Here is a 20754-nt window from a genome sequence, read left to right on the forward strand (position 1 = left end):
CGGCAACGATTAGCATTCCTTCATTTGACTGCAATAGTTTGTATACCCTGTTCGTTATGATGAAACTGAGCATGCTTGAATTGTTAAGTATTTGCTTTAAGGGGGTGGTTCCAATTGGTTATGTTAAGCACGATAATGTGCTGATTCACTGCCATTTTATTGAGTCTGAAGACCCGGAGGCGAGTGAAACGCTCATTCTGCTTCATGGGCTCGGACCGGATATGAACAGCTGGAATTTTATACTGCCTTATTTTCGTAAGCACTATCATGTTTTACTCTACGATCTTCGCGGGTTCGGTAAAAGTCAGACAAACGCTGAAAATGTTACATTGACGAAACAGGCTGATGACTTGGCGTTTCTGTTAAGCGAATTCAATATAGGCGATTATCACGTTATTGCCCAGGGTTTTTCGGGCTTTATCGGCGTCAAGCATGCCACTGACTATCAGAATGAAAACCTTCAAACACTGACGCTCATGACGGCACCTGTTTATTTCCCGACACAGCTGGGTAAAAAAATCATTCAGGAACGCAAAGCATTCGTTGATAATGCAGGCTCGCTTTACCCATTGGCAAAGCGGCTCATTGATCAAATTTGTTACCCGCTCACTGAAGAAAAAGCCTCAATTTTACTTGATGGGTATAAGCAAGTGGCGCCGGATGTTTATTTTCAACTGTTCCGGAACCATTTTGCAGGTAACGCAGCGGCGCAGTTAAACCGGATAAATGTTCCGACGCTACTTTTATCAGGTGCTGAAGATTATTTATATCTGCCCGAACTGTTTGGTGCAACGCTGCAATTTTACCGGAATGCGAGGCATTATGTTGTGCCTGATGCGGCGTTTATGATGCAGTTGGACCAGCCGGAGCTGACAGCGGATTGGATTCATAATTTTATCCAAAAAAGTAACGGGCAAACATCACCTGAGCGTGATCAATACCGAAAGACACTTGCCAGTGAACTGTATACGGAAATGCATGATCTTATCTCACAGCATACAACCGCACATCTCCACGTTAATGTAATGGATGGTTTCAGTGTCTATTTAAACGACGAGCGGATATATGGTTTGTGGGGAAAACGCAAAGCGAAACAGCTGCTCGTGTACCTCGCACTGCATCAATCGGCGACAAGAGAAGAATTGTGTGATTTATTCTGGCCGGACAGTGGGTTGCAAAGCGCGAAAAACAGTTTGCGCGTCGCGTTGCACCATTTGAAAAAAGCGTTGGAAGCGGGTAGTAATTATGGAATTCTAATAACTGAAAAAGACATGGTATTTATACGGGGAGAGGTCTCCTCGGATGTGGGCGAACTGATGGAGCAAATTGAAAATGCTCACCTGAACGAAAATGAAGCCGTGAAAACCGCTTTATACAGTCAACTGCTTCGGAATATCCCTGTTAACCCACTTCCCGGTCTGTATGAAGAATGGTTTTTAGAACTCCGAGGTGATCTTGAAAAAGAGTTTGGAATGATGGCGCTGTTTCTCGCAGACTATTATGTGAATCAGAACAACTATACAGAGGCGCGGCATTATTTAAAAATCGCATCCCGGTACAGTCACGACGAAGAACATTTGGAAGAACGTTCTAATAAACTGAGAAAGCGTATTAAATAATACTTAAGCTGGTAATGAATCGGTAATGCTGTTTTTGGTAGGATAAGTCCTACCTATAATTTAACGTCACTGATCAGTAAAAGGCAAACCCATCGAAAGCTGGGGACGCAAAGTCACAGGTCTTCCATGACAGGGTGATGACGGCTGGACTGCCTGCGGTACAATCGTACCAGAAGGAGGGGCATATGAACGAGAAGGTTCAAAATATTTATGATAAAGAATGGGTCCTCCTAATAAAAGAAGCACAGCAGCTGGGGTTTACGATTGAGGAGGTCAGGCGGTTTCTGCAGGGAAATGTCCGGGTGGAAAAGGATATAAAGGAAGCTCATTTGCAGGATTGAGCATATGCTTGTTAACGGAAATCTGTGAATCGTATTCGATGATGAATACGATTTTTTTGTTTGCAATTTTAAATGTTATTCATTTTTAAACGAATTGTAATAATTGTAAAAATAGTCAGCTTATTTAATTTCGAAACGGTATGTTTACAGAAAAACGTCTTTTACAATGACGCGAAGCTTTGTTAAATGATTGGTGAAATTTGGGAGAACATTTAAGCAGCGGTATTAAAAATGTTTGGAAACGATGTGAAAAGGTTATTTGTCTGTAAACATAAAAGAAAGCTTGGTGGTAACTTGGCAGAAAAATCGTATAACAGCAGGAATGATACGAGCACGTCCGCTGGAGAAGGAAACAGTAACCAAACCGCTCAGGCTGAAACGGAAACCTCCAGCAATGGTATGCGCGAAGCAGCTATTGGGAGCGTGATAGGCGCAAGTGTCGGACTGCTGGCGAGCCCGGAAGCCGGGAAGCGGTTTGCTGGAAAACTCGGCCAATCTGAAATGCTGAAAAGCTGCTCCAACGAGCTGCGGCGAACGGCCCAAAGCATGCTGACCGAACAGGCGGCAATGCTGATGCGGCAAGGTGCTGTCACACTTTTCCAGGCTTATCAGACAAAAACAGCTGATAGTGGAGATGACAACGAGAATTACCGGTTGAGCGCGGACCACTATCATGAGCTGAAAGCGGAAAACGATGCGCTTAACGACAGATTCAACCGAATAGAAGATAAATTGAATACATTGCTTGAGAAAATGGACACGTAAGCCGTCCAGCGAAAGAAGGTGAACGATGGCATCAGGACCAATTAAGCGAACAGCCGGAAAGTTAGCCAGTAAAGCAATGGAAAAGGCACCGGATGAGTGGAAAGAACAATTAATAGATGAAGCACACGAGAAGTCGGTTGAAATGATCGAAGAAAAAGCTGAATCTCAGGCGAACGATGCAGCTGAAAATCTTAAAGAAGCGAAAGATGAAACATCAGAAAATGTGCATAAAAAAGCTGAAGAAGCAAAAGAAAAAACGCAAAACGCTTTACTGACGTTACGCGATAAACTGAAAAAAGCAAAAGAAACAGGCGAAGAACTGCAGGAAAAAGTCGGATCTTCCAACAACAGCAGCAAAAAGGTCAAGGGCGTGCACGATATTAAAGGCATTTCAAACATTAAGAGCGCCACAAACATCAAAGGACCTGCGGAAGTGAAGAAATCATCCGACATTAAATCTGCAGCTGATATAAATAAATATTCTGATTAACGCGTTAGAGAGGAGAATGAATCATGGCAGTACAAAAATCAACTGATAGTTCAAGTCTGGCAGAAGTGCTTGACCGTATTCTTGATAAAGGGATTGTAATTGATGCTTATGCACGCGTGTCCGTTGTCGGTATTGAAATATTAACCGTTGAAGCACGTGTGGTAATCGCAAGTGTTGATACGTGGTTGCGTTATGCCGAGGCAGTCGGACTGCTGCGTGACGATGTTGAAGAAGAAGGACTGCCACAGCAACCAAACGAGCGCAGCGCCCAATTCAGTATTTAACAGCAGAGGCAAAAAGAGGGTAGGATATAACTAAAGCGAGTGTGTTGGGAAAGACGAACAAAGCGATGCGTAAGCGGAAGAAATATACGGAGACTTCTGCGGGAGTAAAGGCATAGGTGAGACCCGGAGGGCGCCAGCCCGAGGGGGCTCACCAGCCGCCCGCGAAAAGCGAAGTATATTTCTGGAGCGGATAATTTGCACACCACTTATTTTGTAAGTTTGAAATTCCCTGCTTAACAAAAAAGCTTATGCCCCACCTCTTTCTGCTATTGCTTTACAGGAGGAAGCTTATGGAAATAAAAGAAGTGATGCAGACAGTCAGTGAATTTTTTGAAGCGCATGTTGCACCGCCGCATAAAATCATCTCAGTTGAAGCGGGTGAAAAAAGCGGGTGGCAGCTGACAATCGAAGTCATTGAAGAAAAAGAATACATGAAAAAGTATGCCAAAGATGAAATGGTCGGCGTATACGAAGTTCATGTCAACGGCGACAAAGAAGTCACTTCTTTTAAACGGCTGGAAATTCGCTACCGAAGTAAAGTTGAACAATAACGAAGTGACTGGAGGACGAAACAAATGGACGACGTAAACGAAACAGGCATTTACGTTTTTTGCGGCATCCAAACAACCGAAGAAAAAACGTTCGGCTCGTTCATGCTGGAAGACACCGAATATGAGACGTATACACTGCACTACCGTGACGCCGCCATGGTTGCTGCTGAAGTACCAATGAAAATCTACCACCCCAACAAAGAAAATCTTATGATGCATCAGGAAGTCATTTCACGTGTCATGGAAAAGAGCGATACTGTCATACCGATCAGCTTCGGCAATATTTTTAAATCAAAAGCCGATGTCGAAGTCATGCTGGAAAATCTTTATCCGCAGTTTGAAGAGCTTTTTCCAAAAATCAAAGGCAAAATTGAAGTCGGTTTAAAGGTGATCGGGAAGAAAGAATGGCTGGATGAGCGGGTGAATCAAAACCCACACGTGGAAAAACGTCCAGCAAAAGTCTGAAGCAGCCGGTTACTACGACCGCATTAAATTGGGTGGCGCGGCAAAAGAGATTTTCAGCCAACTTCAGAAAGAAGTGAAGGATGATATCTTCACACCGCTGGAAGAGCTGGCTGAAGCAGCCGTTACTAATGAAGTGCTCAGTGAAACGATGCTGCTCAATGCTTCTTTCTTAATTGATAAAGACAAGGAAGATGAATTTGATGCGTTAGTTAACGAGGCGCATGAACGCTGGAAGGACCATAGCGATTTCAACTATACCGGGCCATGGCCGGCGTATAACTTTATTAATATCCGATTAAGTGTGGAGGCGTCTTAATGCTGCATAAACTGGCAACCGGTCCATTGAAAATGGTGACAAAAGTCGGTGAAAAGGTAAAGGAAGAAGTCGATAAGGAGCTGTATGACCTGCCGACAATCCAAAAGAAACTGGCCCAGTTGCAGATGCGTCACGAACTGGGGGAAATCCCTCAGGATGAATTCCAGGAACAGGAAGAAGAATTGCTGCTTCGCTATGAAACCGCCAAAAGGCGGGAAATCGAACAATGGGAAGAACTGACGAAGAAAGAAGAGTGAGTTTATGACGGCGAAAAAAATTTACGTGTACGGGTTTATACCAACGAGCGAATTAAATAATGACACGTTTCCCGAACATGAAGGCTTTGATGAAGCTGAAAATCTTTATCCATTAACATTCGACAGCATAACGGCAGTCGTCTCAAAACTGGATCCTGACAGCTACACCGAGGAAATTATTGAAGACAAGATAAATAATGACCTTGCCTGGCTTCAAAAAAAAGCGTTCCATCATCATGAAGTGTTGATGATGCTGAACAAGCTTTACACCGTCATTCCTTTATCGTTCTGCACGATTTATAACAGTGAAGAGCGCGTGAATGAGACCGCCTCGTCACAGGCAAGCGATCTCGAGGATTCTTTTAACGAAATCGCAGGACGTGAAGAATGGAATCTGAAAATCTATTACGATGAAGATAAATTGAAAGAAGAAGTCAATGCCAACAACCCGGTTATGCAAGAAAAACGGGATGAAATTGAAAAATTATCGCCCGGCAAGCAATTTTTCGAAAAGAAGAAACTCGATAAATTGGCTGAGAAAGAGATGGAAAAGGAATTAAACACAATTTGTGAGGCAGTGCATCACGATCTTTCCGAATTGGCTGTCAGGGCAGACGTCAAAAAGCTGCTCGGCAAAGATGCGACAGGCCGAAAAGATGCGATGAGCTGGAACAGTGTTTATTTGCTGGAAAAGCCGGATGTCGATGATTTCATCAATACGGTTACTGAGAAAGAAAAAGAGTTGAATCAATCCGGGTTAAAAATGGAAGCGACAGGTCCATGGCCTGCTTACCATTTTTCAAATCTCCAGAAAGCAGAAAAGTGAGGGATACTGGTGCCTTCAGTCAGAGAAACCATTGAAGATAAAGAAGTGGGTTTAATTGATGTATTGGATGTGATTCTCGATAAAGGCGTCGCGATAAAAGGTGATCTCATCATCTCGATCGCCGGCATTGACCTTGTATACCTGGATTTGCGGGTGTTGATTTCAGCGGTTGAAACACTGGTGCAGCAACAGGAAAACGAACGCGGCGGACTCACGTCAGATCGCTTTGACGCGGAAAGGAGAGCGATAGAAGATGCCACAGGACATTCGGGAAAATGGGCAGACTGAACTTGCTCATGAAGAACCGAAAAGCGGCCGCATAAACCTTGATCCGGATAACGCTCAAGATGGGCTTGCCCAGCTTGTCATGACCGTTATCGAGCTTTTGAGACAAATCGTTGAACGGCACGCAATACGGCGTGTTGAAGGCGGGACACTTACTGAACAGCAGATTGAGGATCTCGGTGTTGCGTTAATGGATCTCGAGAATAAAATGGAAGAATTAAAAGACGTTTTTGACCTGGATGATGAGGATTTAAATATCGATCTTGGCCCGCTCGGAAATCTGATGTAATAAGCGGCCGTTTTGAACAAGGAGGCAGTTATAGATGGCAGTTGAGAATCCGGTAGATACAAGCACCATCGTGGACGTACTGGAAAAAGTACTCGACAAAGGTGTCGTCATTGCAGGTGATATCCGGGTCGGAATTGCCGATGTGGAGCTTTTGACAATCAAGATCCGACTAATTGTAGCATCCGTTGATAAAGCAAAAGAAATTGGTCTCGACTGGTGGGAATCCGATCCTTATTTAAGCTCAAAAGCACATGAAAGTTCACAGGTGCTGGAAGAGGAAAACAAACAGCTGAAAGAACGCCTGGAAGCACTCGAAAATCAAATGACACAAACACAGACTGTAAACAACAGTGAAGGAGGCGTTTCAAATGACACAAGAAACCGATAAAAATCAGGCACCCGAAAAAAGCTCCGGCGCAGGGACGATTACCCGTGCAGCAGCCGGTGGTGTGTTAGGTGCCGCAGCCGGCTATATATCTTCAGACAAAAACCGCAAGAAACTGAAAGACTCGATCAGTAAAGAAAAATTAAAAGATACTGGTACGAAAATCAGTGATACGTCCAAACGGCAGCTGAAGCAGCTGAAGGATGCCGGCAAAGAAAAATCCAACCAGGCGATTAATCGCCTTAAATCATCGTCATCCCCGCAAACGGCGGAGAATTTAACGAACGATGACGATGAAAACGAAGGCTATACAACATTGGAGAATGGCACCGATAACGAAAGTGACAGCGATTATGATAACTTGAAGCTGGAGAATGAAGAGCTGCAAAACCGTTTGAACGGTCTTGAGGAAAAAATGGATAAGCTGATTGAATTGCAGAGCAAATCGGCAGATGCTGAAAAGACGCAAGAAACGTCGAACGGGCAAGCTCAGGATGAGTCGAGCGGAAGCCAACCAGAGAAGTCAGCCGGCAAAAGTACGAAAGAAAAATCAACGTCAAACAAGAACGGCAACAGCCAGAAACCCTCTAAAAAGAAGAAGACATCGGAAACGCAAAACAGTAAAACAAAAACCGAGTCTGAAAATGCTGAAGCGGAAGAAGAAACCGGACTGGACAGTGACGATGACACATCAGCTTAAAAAGGGTGAGCAAAATGAGTGAAGAAACGAAAGACAATATATTAGAGTCCTTTGTACGAGCAGCGAACAAATATGATTTCGAGCTGGATATTTCATTGCTCGTCAATGGGGCTATCGTGACAGGCACGCTGATTTCTGCTTCGAATTATTTTGAAGCATTAAGCGAGTCGTTTAAAGACGGAAGCGACGTGGCACAACAGCTTGGCGATATGCTGACGGAAAGCGGTGAAGCTGCCGGTTCAGATAACAGTTCAGAAGTGCACTACATTCATTTGAAAGATACTGGAATCTATTGCGGTGACAATAAGCCGACCCCGTCGAAAGGCAAAATCATATGGCGGGGAAAGTTACAGGAAGTCGACAGCTTCTTTCTCGGAAAAATTTCTGAGACAAAATCCAAATCATCTTCATCCGCGTCTTCAAACAGTAAAAACTCCTGAACGCTTATAACGATAAACAGTTTAGAACGAACTATACGGAGGTTAGCGAAGCATATTTCCGCAGCGGTGTACTGCTTCCCTCCTAAAATAGTTCGTTTTTTCATTTATTTTAAATATTTTTGTTCCAGCCCCGCTGACATTTAGTGTGAATTCAACGATCACCGACGCTGTTGGACATTTTAACGCTGCAGATTATTGAAAAATCGCTGTATATTGCAGCGCATCGCTGTAGATGGCACTATAATCGCTGTAGAATAAGCATGAACCGCTGTAGATCAATTGAAAATCGCCACAGATTTAGCAAGAATCGCTGTAGATACAACCCAACAAGGTATAACGCTCCAATAAAGTTTGCTCGGCGTGTCGATTAATCCAAAGCTTTTGATATATTGCATATTTCATTATTGTATATTTTGATGTATACTGGATTTACATAAAACGATTGTGTGGAAAGGCTGATCGACATGCCAATACCTGTGAACCATTCGAGACCTGTTCGTCAATCTGCGAAAGAAAGCGCTTTTAACCAGATTCAGCAATGGATCATTGATGGGACATTGCTCCCGGGTGAAAAGTTGAATGATACAGAGCTTGCCAACGCCTTGGGGATAAGCAGAACACCGGTCCGTGAATCGCTCCAGCTTCTGGAAGTGCAAGGGTTTGTCAAAATGTATCCGGGCAAAGCGACACAAGTAACTGAAATTGAACGTGAGGCGATTAACGACCTTCTCCCGCCATTGGCAGCACTGCAGTCGTTATCCGCCGAGCTGGCCATTGACCATCTGACCGAGGACCAGTTGGAACAGCTTGAGCGCGTTAATGAACGATTTGCAAAAGCGATCGATTCTCATAATGACTATGCAGCACTAAAAGTAGATGAAGAATTTCACCAGGTAATCGTTGATATAACGCAAAATAGTTATATTCAAAACATCGTCGAGTCTTTGCAAGCCCATGTGCGCAGACATTTCTTTCACAACTCGATTATATTGGCCGAAAAATCGGTTGAAGAACATAAGGCTATTATTAGAGCGATGAAGGATGGAGACAAATCTGACGCATCAGCCATCATGAAACAAAACTGGCTTCGTACATTACAAGATTTTAAGTAAACCCGAAAAAATCCGGCCCCACTCACGATAGAGCGGACCGGATTTTTATTGTCATATTCAAATAGCAACGCCCGTGCTACTTTATGATGCATGGACGGCGGCTGTTTTTTGGAAACGGCTGATAACGCCGGTAACGAAGATAACAACGATTGCCGGAAGGAGCCAGCCAAGGCCTTGATCGTATAATGGCAGTGTTTGTTCATAGAAAGCGAGAACAGGCTGTATCCAGCTGAAATTCTCCATGCCCAGCGATTGAGCGAGTGATTTAAGTCCGTCAAAAATACTAATTAAGAAAGTAACGGCAATCGTTGAGCTGTAAACCATCCGGGAATGATTGAACAATGGTGACAAAAATGTCAGAAGCATCAGGACAATCGCGAGTGGATACAGGAACATCAAAACCGGTACAGAGAACGCGATAATGTTTGCCAATCCGAAATTAGCAATCACAAAAGTGATCGTGGCAAAAAAGATAACCAGTTTCTCGTAACTAATTTTCGGAAACAGTGTATGAAAATATTCAGCGTTGGCTGTTGTCAGCCCGATAGCTGTTGTTAAGCACGCTAATGTAATGGCAACCGCCAGCAGAATAGATCCAAATGTTCCGAAATAATGGGAAGCCGCACTGCTTAGAACGGGCCCGCCGGTTTCAAATATCCCAAAAATTTGTGTGCTTGTTGCACCCAAATAGGCAATTCCAACGTATATTGTACCGAGCAGCAATATGGCAATGCTGCCAGCTTTAATCGTCGTTCTCAATATACCTGTTGTGGACGTGACCCCCATTGAGCGAATGGCATTAATGACAATAATACCGAATACCAATGATGCAAGTGCGTCCATTGTATTGTAACCTTCAAGGAAACCTGTTATAAATGCGCCGCTTTGATACGCTTCTTGTGGAGATTCCACCGCTCCCATTGGGTTCACGATAACCGTCACAAGCAGTACAGCGAGCAAAATAACAAGTCCGGGCGCCAAAAACTTCCCGACGTTATCAACAAGTCTGGCAGGCTTTAATGAAAATAAAAGAACAACTGCAAAAAACAGTAACGTAAAAATAAATAATCCAATTTGCTGTGATGATTCACTTATAAAAGGTGAAATACCAACTTCAAACGCAACCGTGCCTGTACGCGGGGACGCGAAAAATGGCCCAATGGTTAAATAAAGCAGGGACGTGAAAAACACAGCATACACCGGGTGCACCCGGCTTGCAAGTTCCTGCAGATTTGCACTTCCCGAAAAACTCATCGCAATGATACCGAGCAGCGGCAGTCCAACGCCTGTTATGAGAAATCCGATAACCGCAGGCCAAAAGTTGGTTCCTGCGTTTTGACCAAGTTGTGCCGGAAAAATCAGATTTCCAGCTCCAAAAAAGAGTGCGAACAGCATGACACCTATTGCTGCATAAGATGAAAAAGACAATTTATTATTCATGATCTGTACCTCCTGTGATGTTTGTAACGCTATACTTATATGCAATATATCGATGGAATCCATCATACTATCTTCCTATGTAAAATGCAATATATTACTTCAAATTTTTTGACGATTAACGTAAATTAAAAAACATCGCGTTTAACCATTTGTCATTCAGCATATTTCCAATTAAAGTGAACTTAGTGCCATCCAGCCAACCCGTGTTTAATGACATAGAAAAAAAGGGAATTAAGATATTATCTGAACAAGTTTAGCTTATAATATAAAAGCAGGGGGGTGAGAACGAATGATTGGAAGACGAATCCGGCATACAAACCGCTATCGTGAAATTTTAAATGCCTTAATGAAAAACGGATTCAGTCATTTCCTGTTTCGGGTAGGGCTTGCGGATCGCAGCCTTGCGAAAAGTCTGAAGGCCGAAGAAATCGATCCGAGTTTAAAGAATATCGGAAGGCGTCTGCGCTACGCGTTGCAGGAGCTTGGCCCAACTGCCATTAAACTGGGGCAGATTGCAAGCACACGGTATGATACGTTGCCGGATGAGATCACATCTGAATTGGAACAACTGCTTGATCATGCACCTGTTCTTGAATTCGAACATGTTAAACAAACGTTCGAGGTTGAATTCGAAGATACACTCGATAATTTATTCGACTATTTTAATCCGGAACCGATGGCAACAGCCTCTATTGGACAGGTCCATGAAGCGCGGCTTTTCAATGGCGAGGAAGTAGTCGTTAAAATACAGCGCCCGGGTCTGAAACCTAAAATGGAAACCGACCTCGAGATTTTGCGCAACATCGGCGAAATGCTGGAGGAAAGAACCCTTTGGGCCCAGCGTTACCGGGTATGCGATATGATTGATGAGCTTTCTGATATATTGACGAACGAACTCGATTACATAATGGAAGGACGGAGCGGTGAACAAGTCGCCCGGCAATTTGATGATGAGTCGTTTGTTAAATTCCCGCATATTTATTGGGAGCTGACAACGTCGAAAGTACTCACAATGGAGAAAATAACGGGAATCAAGGTGTCGAATATTGATGAACTTGATGAAGCGGGATATGACCGGGAGCTGATTGCAAAACGGCTCTCACACGCCATGCTCAAGCAAATCCTTAAAAATGGCTTTTTCCACGCTGACCCGCATTCAGGGAACATTCATGTGCTGCCTAAAAACACAATTGCATTTTTGGATTTCGGGGAGACAGGACATGTCAGTAATAAACTGAAGCAAAATTTCGGCTCAATCATTGTGAACCTTTACGAGGGTGACAGCCGCGCTATGGTCAAAACCTTTTCAAAGATGGACCTTATAGATGAAAAAACCGACATTGATGCGCTTGAGCGTGATCTGGATAAGCTCCATATGCAATACGAAAATGTTAAAATGCGCGAACTCAGTCTCGGTAACGTCATTGTTCGAATATTTGAAGTCGTGTATCAGCACCACATTAAAATTCCAATGGAAATGGTGATGATCAGTAAAACCATTCTGACGCTTGAAGGGGTGCTGGGCAGACTTGATCCTGAATTCAGTTTGATGAGTGAAGCGGAGCCTTTTGCCCGCCGGCTCGTCCTTAAACGTTTTCATCCAAATGAAATGATTCGTAAAACGATTCGGGAGCTCAGTGACAACTTTGAAATCCTGACAGGTCTGCCGGAAGACGTTAAAGATGTGATGTCTGTATTGAAACGCGGCAGGGTCGGTTTGGATATTAACGTCAAGCATGTTAATGAGGTCATGCGGCGATTGGATAAAATCAGCAACCGAATCGCGTTCAGTATTCTAATGCTTGCATTCAGCATTATTATGGCCGGGCTGATCGTCGGCCTCGCTCTTGTCGGTCAAAGCACCGTGATCTGGGAACTGCCTATCATTGAAATCGGAGCAGTCATTGCCTTAATGATGTTTATTCTGATGGTGATTATCATTATAAGGTCGAACCGAATGTGACAGAGGTTTAGAGCGTTGTCACAAAGGCAATAGCACAAACAGATACATGATGAAGGAGTGGTTTTATAATGAAAATCTTAGTGGCAGGCGCGAATGGCCATACAGGCCGGTTATTGATAAAATTTTTAAATGAAGATGGCCACGAGCCATATGGCATGGTCCGTAAAGAAGAACAAAAGCAAGGCATTGAAGAACTGGGCGGCACACCGGTCCTTGCAGACTTGGAAAGCGACGTCGGTTATGCTGTTAAAGGAATGGATGCCGTTATATTTGCTGCAGGGTCGGGGAGCAGCACCGGTCCGGAAAAAACGACCGATGTCGATCGTGACGGTGCCATCAATTTAGTCAAGGCAACTGAAAACTTAGGCATCAAAAAGTTCGTCATGTTAAGCAGTATCGGTGCAGGCCGTGACGTGAAGAAATTGGCACCTGACAATGAGCGCATGCAGCACTATCTGCAAATGAAAAAAGAAGCAGATGAGTACCTGATGAGCACCGAGCTTGATTATACCATTGTACGGCCGGGCGGTCTGACGCATGATCCGGGCACAAGCAAAATTGAAGTGGCGGACGAAGTGGAATTCGGCAACATCCCACGCGCTGACGTCGCCAAGACCATGATTGCTTCCATCCAGGAACCGAATGCTTATCACAAAGCATTCGAAATGATTTCCGGAGACACCCAAATCGAAGAAGCACTGAAAAGTTTATAGCAATCAATTAAGTGGGGTCTGTCCCCCACCGCGTTAGCGCGGTGGGGGACAGACCCCTATACAATGTTATTTGCAAATCGACTGTAAGTATTGTCTGATTTCGGCTTCAATTGCTTGTGCATCGTATAAGTCTGTATAAATAACAGATTCGAATACTAAACCGTGGATGAACACTGTTAACGAGTTGGCAATTCTGTCAATATCGGCGTCGTCATCAAGGTAGCCGTTTGCCTGAAGCATTTTTAAGACATCTTTGGCAAAGTTGACGTTAATTGTGCGCAGCCTGTCCTTTGTTTCGCGGTACTCCTTGTTCATTGTGGCCATGATGGAAAATTTCATCCAAATATCATTCTCCATGCGCTCTTCGGCTGTATCCGCCTGAACAATCTGCTTTATCATACGAACGCCATTATCAAATGTCTCCGCATCTTTCTGTATGACATTCTGCATTCGATCCTCAAATCGTTCATAGACCACATCCATTGCAAGTACATAAATATCTTTTTGTTTTGGAAAAAAATGCTGAACGGAGCCCAACGACAAATCGGCTTCTTTTGCAATTTGCCGTAATGTTGCATTTTCAAAACCAGCCTCATGAATGATACGAAACATCGCTTCAACAATTTCATCTCTGCGTTCAGAGTGGTCAATTTTTTTTGGCATATGTAAAAAACTCCTTTGATTTTTTAAGTCGGTTGTATTATAATGGTTTTGGGTCAACTGACTTATAATAAAGGCGGGTGTTAATATGGAAAATGTTCTGTTGCAAAGTCTTTTTATATTTTTTACGAGTATGGTGCCTTTCGTGGAAGTATTTTTAACCGTCCCGGTGGGCATTATTGTTTTTAACTTTCCGCCTTTGACAGCCTTATTGCTGGCGGTTGCCGGGAATGCTGTCAGTGTTTTGCTGTTTGTATTTTTTGGAACGCAAATTAACAAATTTGTTACGATTATGATGAACAAATTCAGAAAGCATGATAGGGTCTATAAGCCGATAAACCCCCGTATTAAACACATGTTCAACCGGTGGGGGCCAATGGCGGTTTGTTTTATGTCATCGTTGCTCTTCAGCAGCCAGGTTGGTGCCAGTGCCATTTCAACGCTCGGTGCCCCGAGAAAAAAGGTGTTTATTTGGACAACGCTCGGTGTGAGTACAGTGGCAGTTGTTATGGCAACGTTGTCGGTAACTGCAGAAGGCTTTGTGGCCGCATTGGTCAATATTTCATAACGATGATTTAACGTGAAACGCATCAGTCGCTCAATAAGGTGTTATGAGGGACTGATTTTTTAATCCCTGAATAACGTTATCTCATCCAAATTTCCTTATAGCGGTTGGGCTATAGGTATGGCATAATATTATCATAAATAAGTCTCGCTTTTAACGATAACCCTTATACAATGTCATATCAAATTTAAACAGCTGAACTGCAGCTTTTATTGCTTTGGAGGATCTGTGATGAGATTGATCAAATTCATCTTGGCACTTACAGTTGTTCTGCTTTCGGGTTATAGTTTAATAACCGGTGAATATGGAAGCTTACCCTACACCCAAATGCTTCTCGGGCTCATGCTGTTAGTGATGGGGATGAGCGAAATGCAGGAAAATCGAAAAGTAATTGCTATTCTGCTTTACCTTGCAGGAAGTTTTAGTTTATTTGTAAGTGTTTATATATTATTCATATAACGGGAGGTTGCCAATGACCATAACATTTCAACCTATGGATGAAGAACAATTTAACGCGTATTATGCGACCAAACTGCATGCGTATGCCCGTGAACATGTTAAAGCAGGCAACTGGGATAAAGGCGAAGCACTGGAAAAAGCCGAGAAGCAGTTTAAGCTGCTGCTGCCTGAAGGTGTGGAAACGGAGGATCACCACCTGTTTATAATAAAGAATGATGACGAATCAATCGGGACTATCTGGCTCTATGTTAAACAAACCGGCCAGGATAAGCAGGCGTTTATTTATGATGTTGAGCTCGATGAGAACCAGCGCGGCAAAGGCTATGGCACGAGGACTATGGCTGCGCTGGAAGAATACGCCAAGTCACAGAGCATCAGCCGAATTGGTTTGCATGTATTTGCACACAACGAACGGGCGTTGAAGTTGTATCAAAAAATGGGTTATGAAACGAAAAGTTATCAAATGTCGAAAACCATATTCTTTTAGCCAATTAAATTGGCGGAGTTTTTTGCTGTTATAGTGGCAGCGACTTGTTGCATATACATGAATAAGGGACAAGAGCAGCGGTGTATCGACATGCCGGATGTCCCATTTAATGTTGAGGGAGGAGAGTTGATGAGTCAATTTCAATCAACAATGGATGAGGAAAAATTGGCACGTTACCCGCAGCAGCCACATGGGAAGAAATTAGTCAATCGTGTGCTGACGGAAAAAGCGCGCAAGGATGCAATGGAGAGAGCACGCAAGCTTCCGATGATTGTGGTCGATCTGGAAGCTGTCATCACGCTGGAAATGATAGCTACGGGGGTTCTATCTCCGAATGAAGGATTTATGACCGAGGCCGATTACAAATCAGTTTTGACAGAAGGGCGACTGACGAACGGAGTGATCTGGCCGGTCCCGTTAAGTTTTGCCCCGACCGGCGAGCGTAACGAACACGTCATCAAAACGCTTTCCGTTGGAGATGAAGTGGCACTCGCAGATGATACAAAGGAGCCGGTTGCCATTCTCAAGCTGGATGACATCTTCCATTACGACCGGGAATTCCGGGCGTCACATCTTTTTGGCACCACCGATCGCAGCCATCCCGGCGTTGATTCCATTTACCGGCGTATGGGGGACACTGCACTCGGCGGACCGATTCAATTACTGCGGCGTGTACATTGGGGGCCGTTTGAAAACATCCGAATGGAACCGAAAGATACATGGAAACTGTTTTACGAGGATAAGCAATTTAACTCAGTTGGGGGCTTTATAACAGGAGCGAACCCGCTGCATCGGGGGCACGAATATATTCACCGTAATGCGCTTGAAGAGATGGACGGCTTGTTTGTCCAGCCGCTTGTCGAAATGGCAAAACGTGAATACACCCGACATGAATTCAGGATGCTGTCTTACCGCAGTGTGCTGGATAACTATTATCCAAAAGACCGAACAATGCTTGCGCCGCTTAGAGTGACCTACATTTTCGCCGGACCGCGTGAAGCCGTTCTGCATGCCATTATTATGAAAAATTACGGTTGTACGCATGCGCTGATCGGCCGGGACCATGCAGGAATCGGGGACTTCTACGATAAATATGCCGCCCATACGATTTTTGATGAATTTACGACAGATGAATTAGGCATTGATATCCGGCTGTTTCATGAAGTGTTCTATTGCACGCGCTGTGATCATCCGGCAACCGATATGACCTGTCCGCACGATAAGCGTTATCGCATCAATATCTCCGGAACAGGTATCCGTGAACTGCTGCGTTACGGCGTTCTGCCACCTAAAGAAATTGTGCGGCCGGAATCTGCCCGCATAGCGATGCAGGGTGTTCAGCCAAAAGGTGTTGATGCCAGCCGGAAAGCGATCAACCCGGTCGGCAAAACCATCAAGAGTATTTTTCCGTATTACTTGGAGCGGTCAAGGCTTGGCGGCTCAAAGCGGGAGGCCCCCCTTGAAGCAGAAGAGCTGACGATAGAAGACTTGGAAGCGGCGATTTTGGATGTTCGATCAAACGCTGATCGTGTTTATAAAGAAATTTTTGATGAGTTCAGTTATGTGTCTGACACACTGCGCTCAACGCAATCTGATTGGATTGCCGATGCGCGTGAGTCGATTCATCAACAACAGAAGATGGTCGTTGAATCGCTGGTGGAAAAAGTCGATAAAGCATCAGAGAAGGCCTCCGATGAATTTATGTATCAAGACAAGGATGAAGCAGAACGCGAACTGGCAGTGGCCCGTCGGATTTTCGATGATATTCCTTCGCCATTACGAGTCGAAGAACTGACATACAGAACATGGAACCCGCTGCCATATAATCGCTACCGCAGCTGAGCGTTAATTAATTTGTTGAAAAAGGAGGCGGCGGGGAGCTGTCTCCTTGTATTAATTTGAACTTTTTCGGACTGAAATTACGCGAGGAGCGTCATGACACTTAAAAAGTGGAGCACACTTCCGGCAATGACTGACACATGCCATACAGCATGGTGAAACTTAAAGCCCCGCCAAACGTAAAAAACGGCCCCCAACGTATACGCCAACCCGCCTATAACGAGATATGCCAACCCGTTTGGCTCAAGCCCCTCGGTTAAAGGTATCCACGCAAGGACGATCAGCCAACCCATCAGCACGTATAACAGAGTCGACGCGATCCGGAACCTTTTGACGAAAAACACCTTGAAAATGGTTCCGCCGATCGCGATCCCCCACACGATGCCGAAAATGGTCCAGCCTAAAGCACCTTCAACGACCGTAAACATGTACGGTGTATACGTGCCGGCAATAAAAAAATAGATCGACGAGTGATCAAATATTTCAAAGAGGTCTTTGATTTTAGTGCCTTCGGGAAATGCGTGCAATAGCGTAGAGGAGGTATACATAAGCAGCATCGTGACACCGAATATGGTAAAACTGACAACGTGCCATGCAGTGCCCTCCAATGACGAATATACAATCAGTATCACTAAAGCAGTCAGGCTGAACAAAATGCCGATCCCATGTGTAATGGAATTTGCAATTTCTTCACCTTTACTGAACGTGTGTGTGCCTGCTATTTTAATCACTCCTTTTGGTGACAAAGCTGCATCTGCAACTGAAAAATCGTGCTAACATAGTTTAACATAATTTTTAATTATAGTTGCACGAAAAGCTAAACGCTATTAGTGTAAGGCTAAACACATTGAAAAGGAGCAAATGGTAAATGAATAATCGATTTGTCTTATTGCTGGTCGGTATTATTATTTTAGCTGCGGGCGTGCTTGATATTAAATATAAAGGATTATTTTTCAGGATGCTGCCTGAAACGGTTAAAGAGTATATGTAATTCTGATGCGAGCGAGAAAACGTGACAGATTTTGCAACATTATGTATAATTGAATGCAGCGAATAACTGAATAGTGGGTACAGGTGATTTCGTTTTTTGAAATCTTGAAAGGGAAGCTGGTGAAAATCCAGCGCGGTCCCGCCACTGTAATTGCGAGCTAGCTGCGGTAACCACTGTACATGTGAATGTATGGGAAGGTGCAGCAAGTGATGACCAAGAGCCAGGAGACCTGCCTGTTGCCTATTGTGCACCAATGCCTACGGGGGATAGGAGGGTGTAAAGGGACAGGTTTATGGACTGCTCTTTTACATAATCATCTTCATTTCTCGTGAAGATGTTTTTTTATTTTACGCAACATACACTAGGGGGTATTTAATTGAAAAAGGTTTTTTCTTTCTTACTATTATTAATGCTGACACTGGGTCTTTTAGCCGGCTGCGGGTCTGACAGCGCTGAGCCGGAAAATGAGACCGGGGCGCCGGATGAAACGACGGAACAAACAGAGGCGGATGAATCAGCTTTTCCGCTGACGGTAACTGATGCAGTTGACAATGAAATCACAATTGATGCGAAACCTGAACGGATTGTTTCTTTAATTCCAAGTAATACGGAAATTGCGTTCGCCCTTGGACTGGGAGAAAAGATTGTGGGTGTTACGGACAATGACAATTACCCGGAAGAAGTGAAAGAAAAGGAAAGCGTCGGCGGTATGGAGCTGAATGTGGAAAAAATTATTGGGCTGGAGCCTGACCTTGTACTTTCACACGCTTCCGGCGGGAATACTTTTGATACTGCATTGCAACAGATTCGCGATGCCGGCATTAACGTATTTGTTGTCGATGACGCCCAGGATATTGAAAGTGTGTATGAGGCGATTAACCAAATTGCCCAGGTTACAGGGACACAGGATAAAGCAGACGACATTATCGGTCAAATGAAAGAGGAATTTGCAGCGCTAAGTGAAAAAACTGAAGCAATCAGTGATGAGGAACGCAAATCGGTCTTTTTTGAAGTATCACCTGCACCGGAAATATATACGGCAGGGAAAAATACATTTTTTCAGGCGCTCTTGGAAGTCGTCAATGCTGATAATGCAGCACAGGAACAAGATGGCTGGGTGCAAATCGACCCCGAGGCGATTGTGGAGCTTAACCCGGATGTAATCATTACAACGTATGGCCATTATTCAGACGACCCGGTCGAACAAGTCACGAATCGCGATGGCTGGGGAGATATGACAGCAGTGGCGAATGAACAGGTTTATGATGTTCATTCCGATCTTGTCAGCCGTCCGGGGCCACGCTTAGTGGAAGGTGCAAAGGAGATCGCTGAAGTTGTCTACCCTGAACTTTTTGAAGAATAAATATTTGACTGCATACGCGCTGGCGGTGGCCTTTTTGCTTGCATCGATGCTTACGGCAATATCCGTCGGCAGTGTATCGGTCCCTGTTTCAGATATCGTAAAAATTATTGGTGCACACGTTTTTCGCTTGCCGATAGCTGATCAGGTTGAGACGACTAATGTGAATATTGTTTCGCAAATTCGCTTGCCCAGAGTGCTGCTCGCCGGTTTTGTCGGAGCCTCGCTTGCGATAGCGGGAGCGGCATTCCAGGGCCTCCTGCGAAATCCACTGGCTGACCCGTACATTTTGGGCGTTTCGTCAGGGGCGTCGGTCGGGGCGGTCGCGACATTATTTTTGAATATTTCAATTCCGTTTCTTGGACTTTATACATTACCGGTTTTTAGTATAGCGGCAGCTTTATTGACCATTTTGCTTGTGCTGTTTTTTGCCAGAAGAGTTGATCGGACAATGCGGGTTGAGACGATTATTTTAACGGGTATTATTTTCAGTTCGTTTTTGGGAGCGTTTATTTCATTAATTATTGCCCTCACAAGTGATCAGCTGCAGCAAATTATGGGCTGGCTGCTTGGCAGTGTATCGATGCGGGGATGGAATTATATTGGCATTATTGTGCCGTTTTTCGTCATTGGATCGCTGCTTCTTTTAATGAATGCCCGGGAGTTGAATGCGATGTCGTTCGGGGAAGAACGGGCACAGCATCTAGGCGTTGACGTCGAGAAACGAAAGCTGATGGTGCTTGTGGCCGGCTCGATTCTGACCGGAGCAGCCGTTGCTGTATCCGGGGCAATTGGTTTTGTCGGGCTTGTTATCCCACATTTAGCAAGGCGATTATGGGGGCCAGACCATGTCCATCTTCTCCCGTTGTCCATCTTGACCGGGGCGGGATTTTTAATGCTGACGGACCTTGTATCGCGAACGATTATATCACCGCAGATTCTGCCTATTGGTGTGATTACAGCGCTAATCGGCGCGCCGGTGTTCGCGCTTATTTTAATGAAACAACGAAGGAGATCGTAAGCCTGCGATTTTTGCATCGAGTACCACGATGATGCAAAAATCGCGTGAACCCCGGTGGAAATCGCGTGAACCCCGGTGGAAATCGCGTGAACCCCGGTGGAAATCGCGTGAACCCCGGTGGAAATCGCGTG

26 protein-coding genes, 1 pseudogene and 2 riboswitches are annotated in these 20754 nt (G+C 44.5%); of the genes and pseudogenes, 24 read left to right on the forward strand and 3 right to left on the reverse strand.

Annotated elements, in window-relative coordinates; translation table 11 throughout:
• Nucleotides 1–71 precede the first annotated feature (71 nt).
• The 15 genes and pseudogenes from BMZ22_RS00815 to BMZ22_RS00885 all read left to right on the forward strand — a co-directional run bounded on the left by BMZ22_RS00815 (nucleotide 72) and on the right by BMZ22_RS00885 (nucleotide 9125).
• Nucleotides 72–1619, forward strand: coding sequence for an alpha/beta hydrolase (locus BMZ22_RS00815; protein WP_177183313.1), 1548 nt, complete (start codon nucleotides 72–74; stop codon nucleotides 1617–1619).
• Nucleotides 1620–1691: 72 nt separating this feature from the next.
• A riboswitch (cyclic di-GMP riboswitch) is annotated at nucleotides 1692–1776 on the forward strand.
• Between the two features lie 28 nt (nucleotides 1777–1804).
• Complete coding sequence (locus BMZ22_RS00820) at nucleotides 1805–1960, forward strand: anti-repressor SinI family protein (protein WP_090080050.1); 156 nt, start codon at nucleotides 1805–1807, stop codon at nucleotides 1958–1960.
• 231 nt (nucleotides 1961–2191) lie between these two features.
• Nucleotides 2192–2725 (forward strand): hypothetical protein, encoded by a 534-nt coding sequence (locus BMZ22_RS00825; RefSeq protein WP_090080052.1) that lies wholly within the window; start codon nucleotides 2192–2194, stop codon nucleotides 2723–2725.
• 25 nt (nucleotides 2726–2750) lie between these two features.
• Nucleotides 2751–3215, forward strand: a complete 465-nt coding sequence (gene gvpQ, locus BMZ22_RS00830) for a gas vesicle protein GvpQ (RefSeq protein ID WP_090080054.1) — start codon at nucleotides 2751–2753, stop codon at nucleotides 3213–3215.
• A gap of 23 nt (nucleotides 3216–3238) precedes the next feature.
• Nucleotides 3239–3499: a gas vesicle protein GvpJ gene (gvpJ, locus tag BMZ22_RS00835; protein ID WP_090080058.1), complete on the forward strand. Its 261-nt coding sequence runs from the start codon at nucleotides 3239–3241 to the stop codon at nucleotides 3497–3499.
• Between the two features lie 290 nt (nucleotides 3500–3789).
• Nucleotides 3790–4050, forward strand: a complete 261-nt coding sequence (gene gvpO / locus BMZ22_RS00840; RefSeq protein WP_090080060.1) for a gas vesicle protein GvpO — start codon at nucleotides 3790–3792, stop codon at nucleotides 4048–4050.
• 24 nt (nucleotides 4051–4074) lie between these two features.
• Nucleotides 4075–4831: pseudogene (locus BMZ22_RS00845) on the forward strand (GvpL/GvpF family gas vesicle protein).
• Nucleotides 4831–5088: a gas vesicle protein GvpG gene (locus tag BMZ22_RS00850; protein ID WP_090080062.1), complete on the forward strand. Its 258-nt coding sequence runs from the start codon at nucleotides 4831–4833 to the stop codon at nucleotides 5086–5088. The pseudogene BMZ22_RS00845 and the gene BMZ22_RS00850 overlap by 1 nt, the downstream one beginning before the upstream one ends.
• A gap of 4 nt (nucleotides 5089–5092) precedes the next feature.
• A complete protein-coding gene (locus tag BMZ22_RS00855) occupies nucleotides 5093–5914 on the forward strand; it encodes a GvpL/GvpF family gas vesicle protein (protein WP_090080065.1) in 822 nt (273 codons plus the stop codon).
• A gap of 9 nt (nucleotides 5915–5923) precedes the next feature.
• Nucleotides 5924–6202, forward strand: coding sequence for a gas vesicle protein (locus tag BMZ22_RS00860; protein ID WP_090080066.1), 279 nt, complete (start codon nucleotides 5924–5926; stop codon nucleotides 6200–6202).
• On the forward strand, nucleotides 6168–6488 hold the full coding sequence (locus tag BMZ22_RS00865) for a gas vesicle protein K (RefSeq protein WP_090080068.1): 321 nt from the start codon (nucleotides 6168–6170) through the stop codon (nucleotides 6486–6488). Before BMZ22_RS00860 ends, BMZ22_RS00865 begins: the two co-directional genes overlap by 35 nt.
• A gap of 34 nt (nucleotides 6489–6522) precedes the next feature.
• On the forward strand, nucleotides 6523–6876 hold the full coding sequence (locus BMZ22_RS00870) for a gas vesicle protein (protein ID WP_090080069.1): 354 nt from the start codon (nucleotides 6523–6525) through the stop codon (nucleotides 6874–6876).
• A complete protein-coding gene (gene gvpT, locus BMZ22_RS00875; protein ID WP_090080070.1) occupies nucleotides 6857–7573 on the forward strand; it encodes a GvpT/GvpP family gas vesicle accessory protein in 717 nt (238 codons plus the stop codon). Before BMZ22_RS00870 ends, gvpT begins: the two co-directional genes overlap by 20 nt.
• A gap of 14 nt (nucleotides 7574–7587) precedes the next feature.
• The gene (gene gvpU / locus BMZ22_RS00880) at nucleotides 7588–8013 is read left to right on the forward strand and encodes a gas vesicle accessory protein GvpU (protein WP_090080071.1); all 426 of its coding nucleotides are present in this window, start codon (nucleotides 7588–7590) and stop codon (nucleotides 8011–8013) included.
• 464 nt (nucleotides 8014–8477) lie between these two features.
• Nucleotides 8478–9125: a GntR family transcriptional regulator gene (locus BMZ22_RS00885; protein WP_090080072.1), complete on the forward strand. Its 648-nt coding sequence runs from the start codon at nucleotides 8478–8480 to the stop codon at nucleotides 9123–9125.
• Nucleotides 9126–9206: 81 nt separating this feature from the next.
• On the opposite strand, the gene brnQ is transcribed toward BMZ22_RS00885, so the two are convergent.
• Nucleotides 9207–10565: a branched-chain amino acid transport system II carrier protein gene (brnQ, locus tag BMZ22_RS00890; RefSeq protein WP_090080073.1), complete on the reverse strand. Its 1359-nt coding sequence runs from the start codon at nucleotides 10563–10565 to the stop codon at nucleotides 9207–9209.
• A gap of 289 nt (nucleotides 10566–10854) precedes the next feature.
• Between brnQ and BMZ22_RS00895 the strand changes: the two genes are divergently transcribed.
• Nucleotides 10855–12528, forward strand: a complete 1674-nt coding sequence (locus tag BMZ22_RS00895; RefSeq protein ID WP_090080075.1) for an ABC1 kinase family protein — start codon at nucleotides 10855–10857, stop codon at nucleotides 12526–12528.
• Between the two features lie 68 nt (nucleotides 12529–12596).
• Nucleotides 12597–13241 (forward strand): SDR family oxidoreductase, encoded by a 645-nt coding sequence (locus BMZ22_RS00900; RefSeq protein ID WP_090080077.1) that lies wholly within the window; start codon nucleotides 12597–12599, stop codon nucleotides 13239–13241.
• A 66-nt stretch (nucleotides 13242–13307) separates the two neighbouring features.
• Here BMZ22_RS00900 and BMZ22_RS00905 read toward each other — a convergent pair whose 3' ends face one another.
• On the reverse strand, nucleotides 13308–13904 hold the full coding sequence (locus BMZ22_RS00905) for a TetR/AcrR family transcriptional regulator (protein WP_177183314.1): 597 nt from the start codon (nucleotides 13902–13904) through the stop codon (nucleotides 13308–13310).
• Between the two features lie 85 nt (nucleotides 13905–13989).
• Here BMZ22_RS00905 and BMZ22_RS00910 point away from each other — a divergent pair, with 85 nt between their 5' ends.
• The 4 genes from BMZ22_RS00910 to BMZ22_RS00925 all read left to right on the forward strand — a co-directional run bounded on the left by BMZ22_RS00910 (nucleotide 13990) and on the right by BMZ22_RS00925 (nucleotide 17254).
• A complete protein-coding gene (locus tag BMZ22_RS00910; protein ID WP_143069943.1) occupies nucleotides 13990–14469 on the forward strand; it encodes a small multi-drug export protein in 480 nt (159 codons plus the stop codon).
• Nucleotides 14470–14697: 228 nt separating this feature from the next.
• On the forward strand, nucleotides 14698–14925 hold the full coding sequence (locus BMZ22_RS00915) for a DUF3953 domain-containing protein (RefSeq protein ID WP_090080084.1): 228 nt from the start codon (nucleotides 14698–14700) through the stop codon (nucleotides 14923–14925).
• Between the two features lie 13 nt (nucleotides 14926–14938).
• Nucleotides 14939–15412, forward strand: coding sequence for a GNAT family N-acetyltransferase (locus tag BMZ22_RS00920; RefSeq protein WP_090080086.1), 474 nt, complete (start codon nucleotides 14939–14941; stop codon nucleotides 15410–15412).
• A 129-nt stretch (nucleotides 15413–15541) separates the two neighbouring features.
• A complete protein-coding gene (locus BMZ22_RS00925; protein ID WP_090080089.1) occupies nucleotides 15542–17254 on the forward strand; it encodes a sulfate adenylyltransferase in 1713 nt (570 codons plus the stop codon).
• A gap of 77 nt (nucleotides 17255–17331) precedes the next feature.
• Here the strand turns inward: BMZ22_RS00925 and trhA are convergent, their stop codons facing one another.
• Complete coding sequence (gene trhA, locus BMZ22_RS00930) at nucleotides 17332–17973, reverse strand: PAQR family membrane homeostasis protein TrhA (protein WP_090080606.1); 642 nt, start codon at nucleotides 17971–17973, stop codon at nucleotides 17332–17334.
• A 146-nt stretch (nucleotides 17974–18119) separates the two neighbouring features.
• On the opposite strand from trhA, the gene BMZ22_RS17320 reads away from it, so the two are divergent.
• From BMZ22_RS17320 to BMZ22_RS00940, 3 genes are all read left to right on the forward strand, one after another.
• On the forward strand, nucleotides 18120–18242 hold the full coding sequence (locus tag BMZ22_RS17320) for a hypothetical protein (RefSeq protein WP_281242059.1): 123 nt from the start codon (nucleotides 18120–18122) through the stop codon (nucleotides 18240–18242).
• A 64-nt stretch (nucleotides 18243–18306) separates the two neighbouring features.
• Nucleotides 18307–18493, forward strand: a riboswitch (cobalamin riboswitch).
• Between the two features lie 125 nt (nucleotides 18494–18618).
• A complete protein-coding gene (locus BMZ22_RS00935; protein WP_090080091.1) occupies nucleotides 18619–19605 on the forward strand; it encodes an ABC transporter substrate-binding protein in 987 nt (328 codons plus the stop codon).
• A complete protein-coding gene (locus BMZ22_RS00940; RefSeq protein ID WP_177183315.1) occupies nucleotides 19577–20623 on the forward strand; it encodes a FecCD family ABC transporter permease in 1047 nt (348 codons plus the stop codon). The genes BMZ22_RS00935 and BMZ22_RS00940 overlap by 29 nt, the downstream gene beginning before the upstream one ends.
• Nucleotides 20624–20754 lie beyond the last annotated feature (131 nt).

It is taken from the genome of Lentibacillus persicus (assembly GCF_900112705.1).
Taxonomy (GTDB): Bacteria; Bacillota; Bacilli; order Bacillales; family Amphibacillaceae; genus Lentibacillus; species Lentibacillus persicus.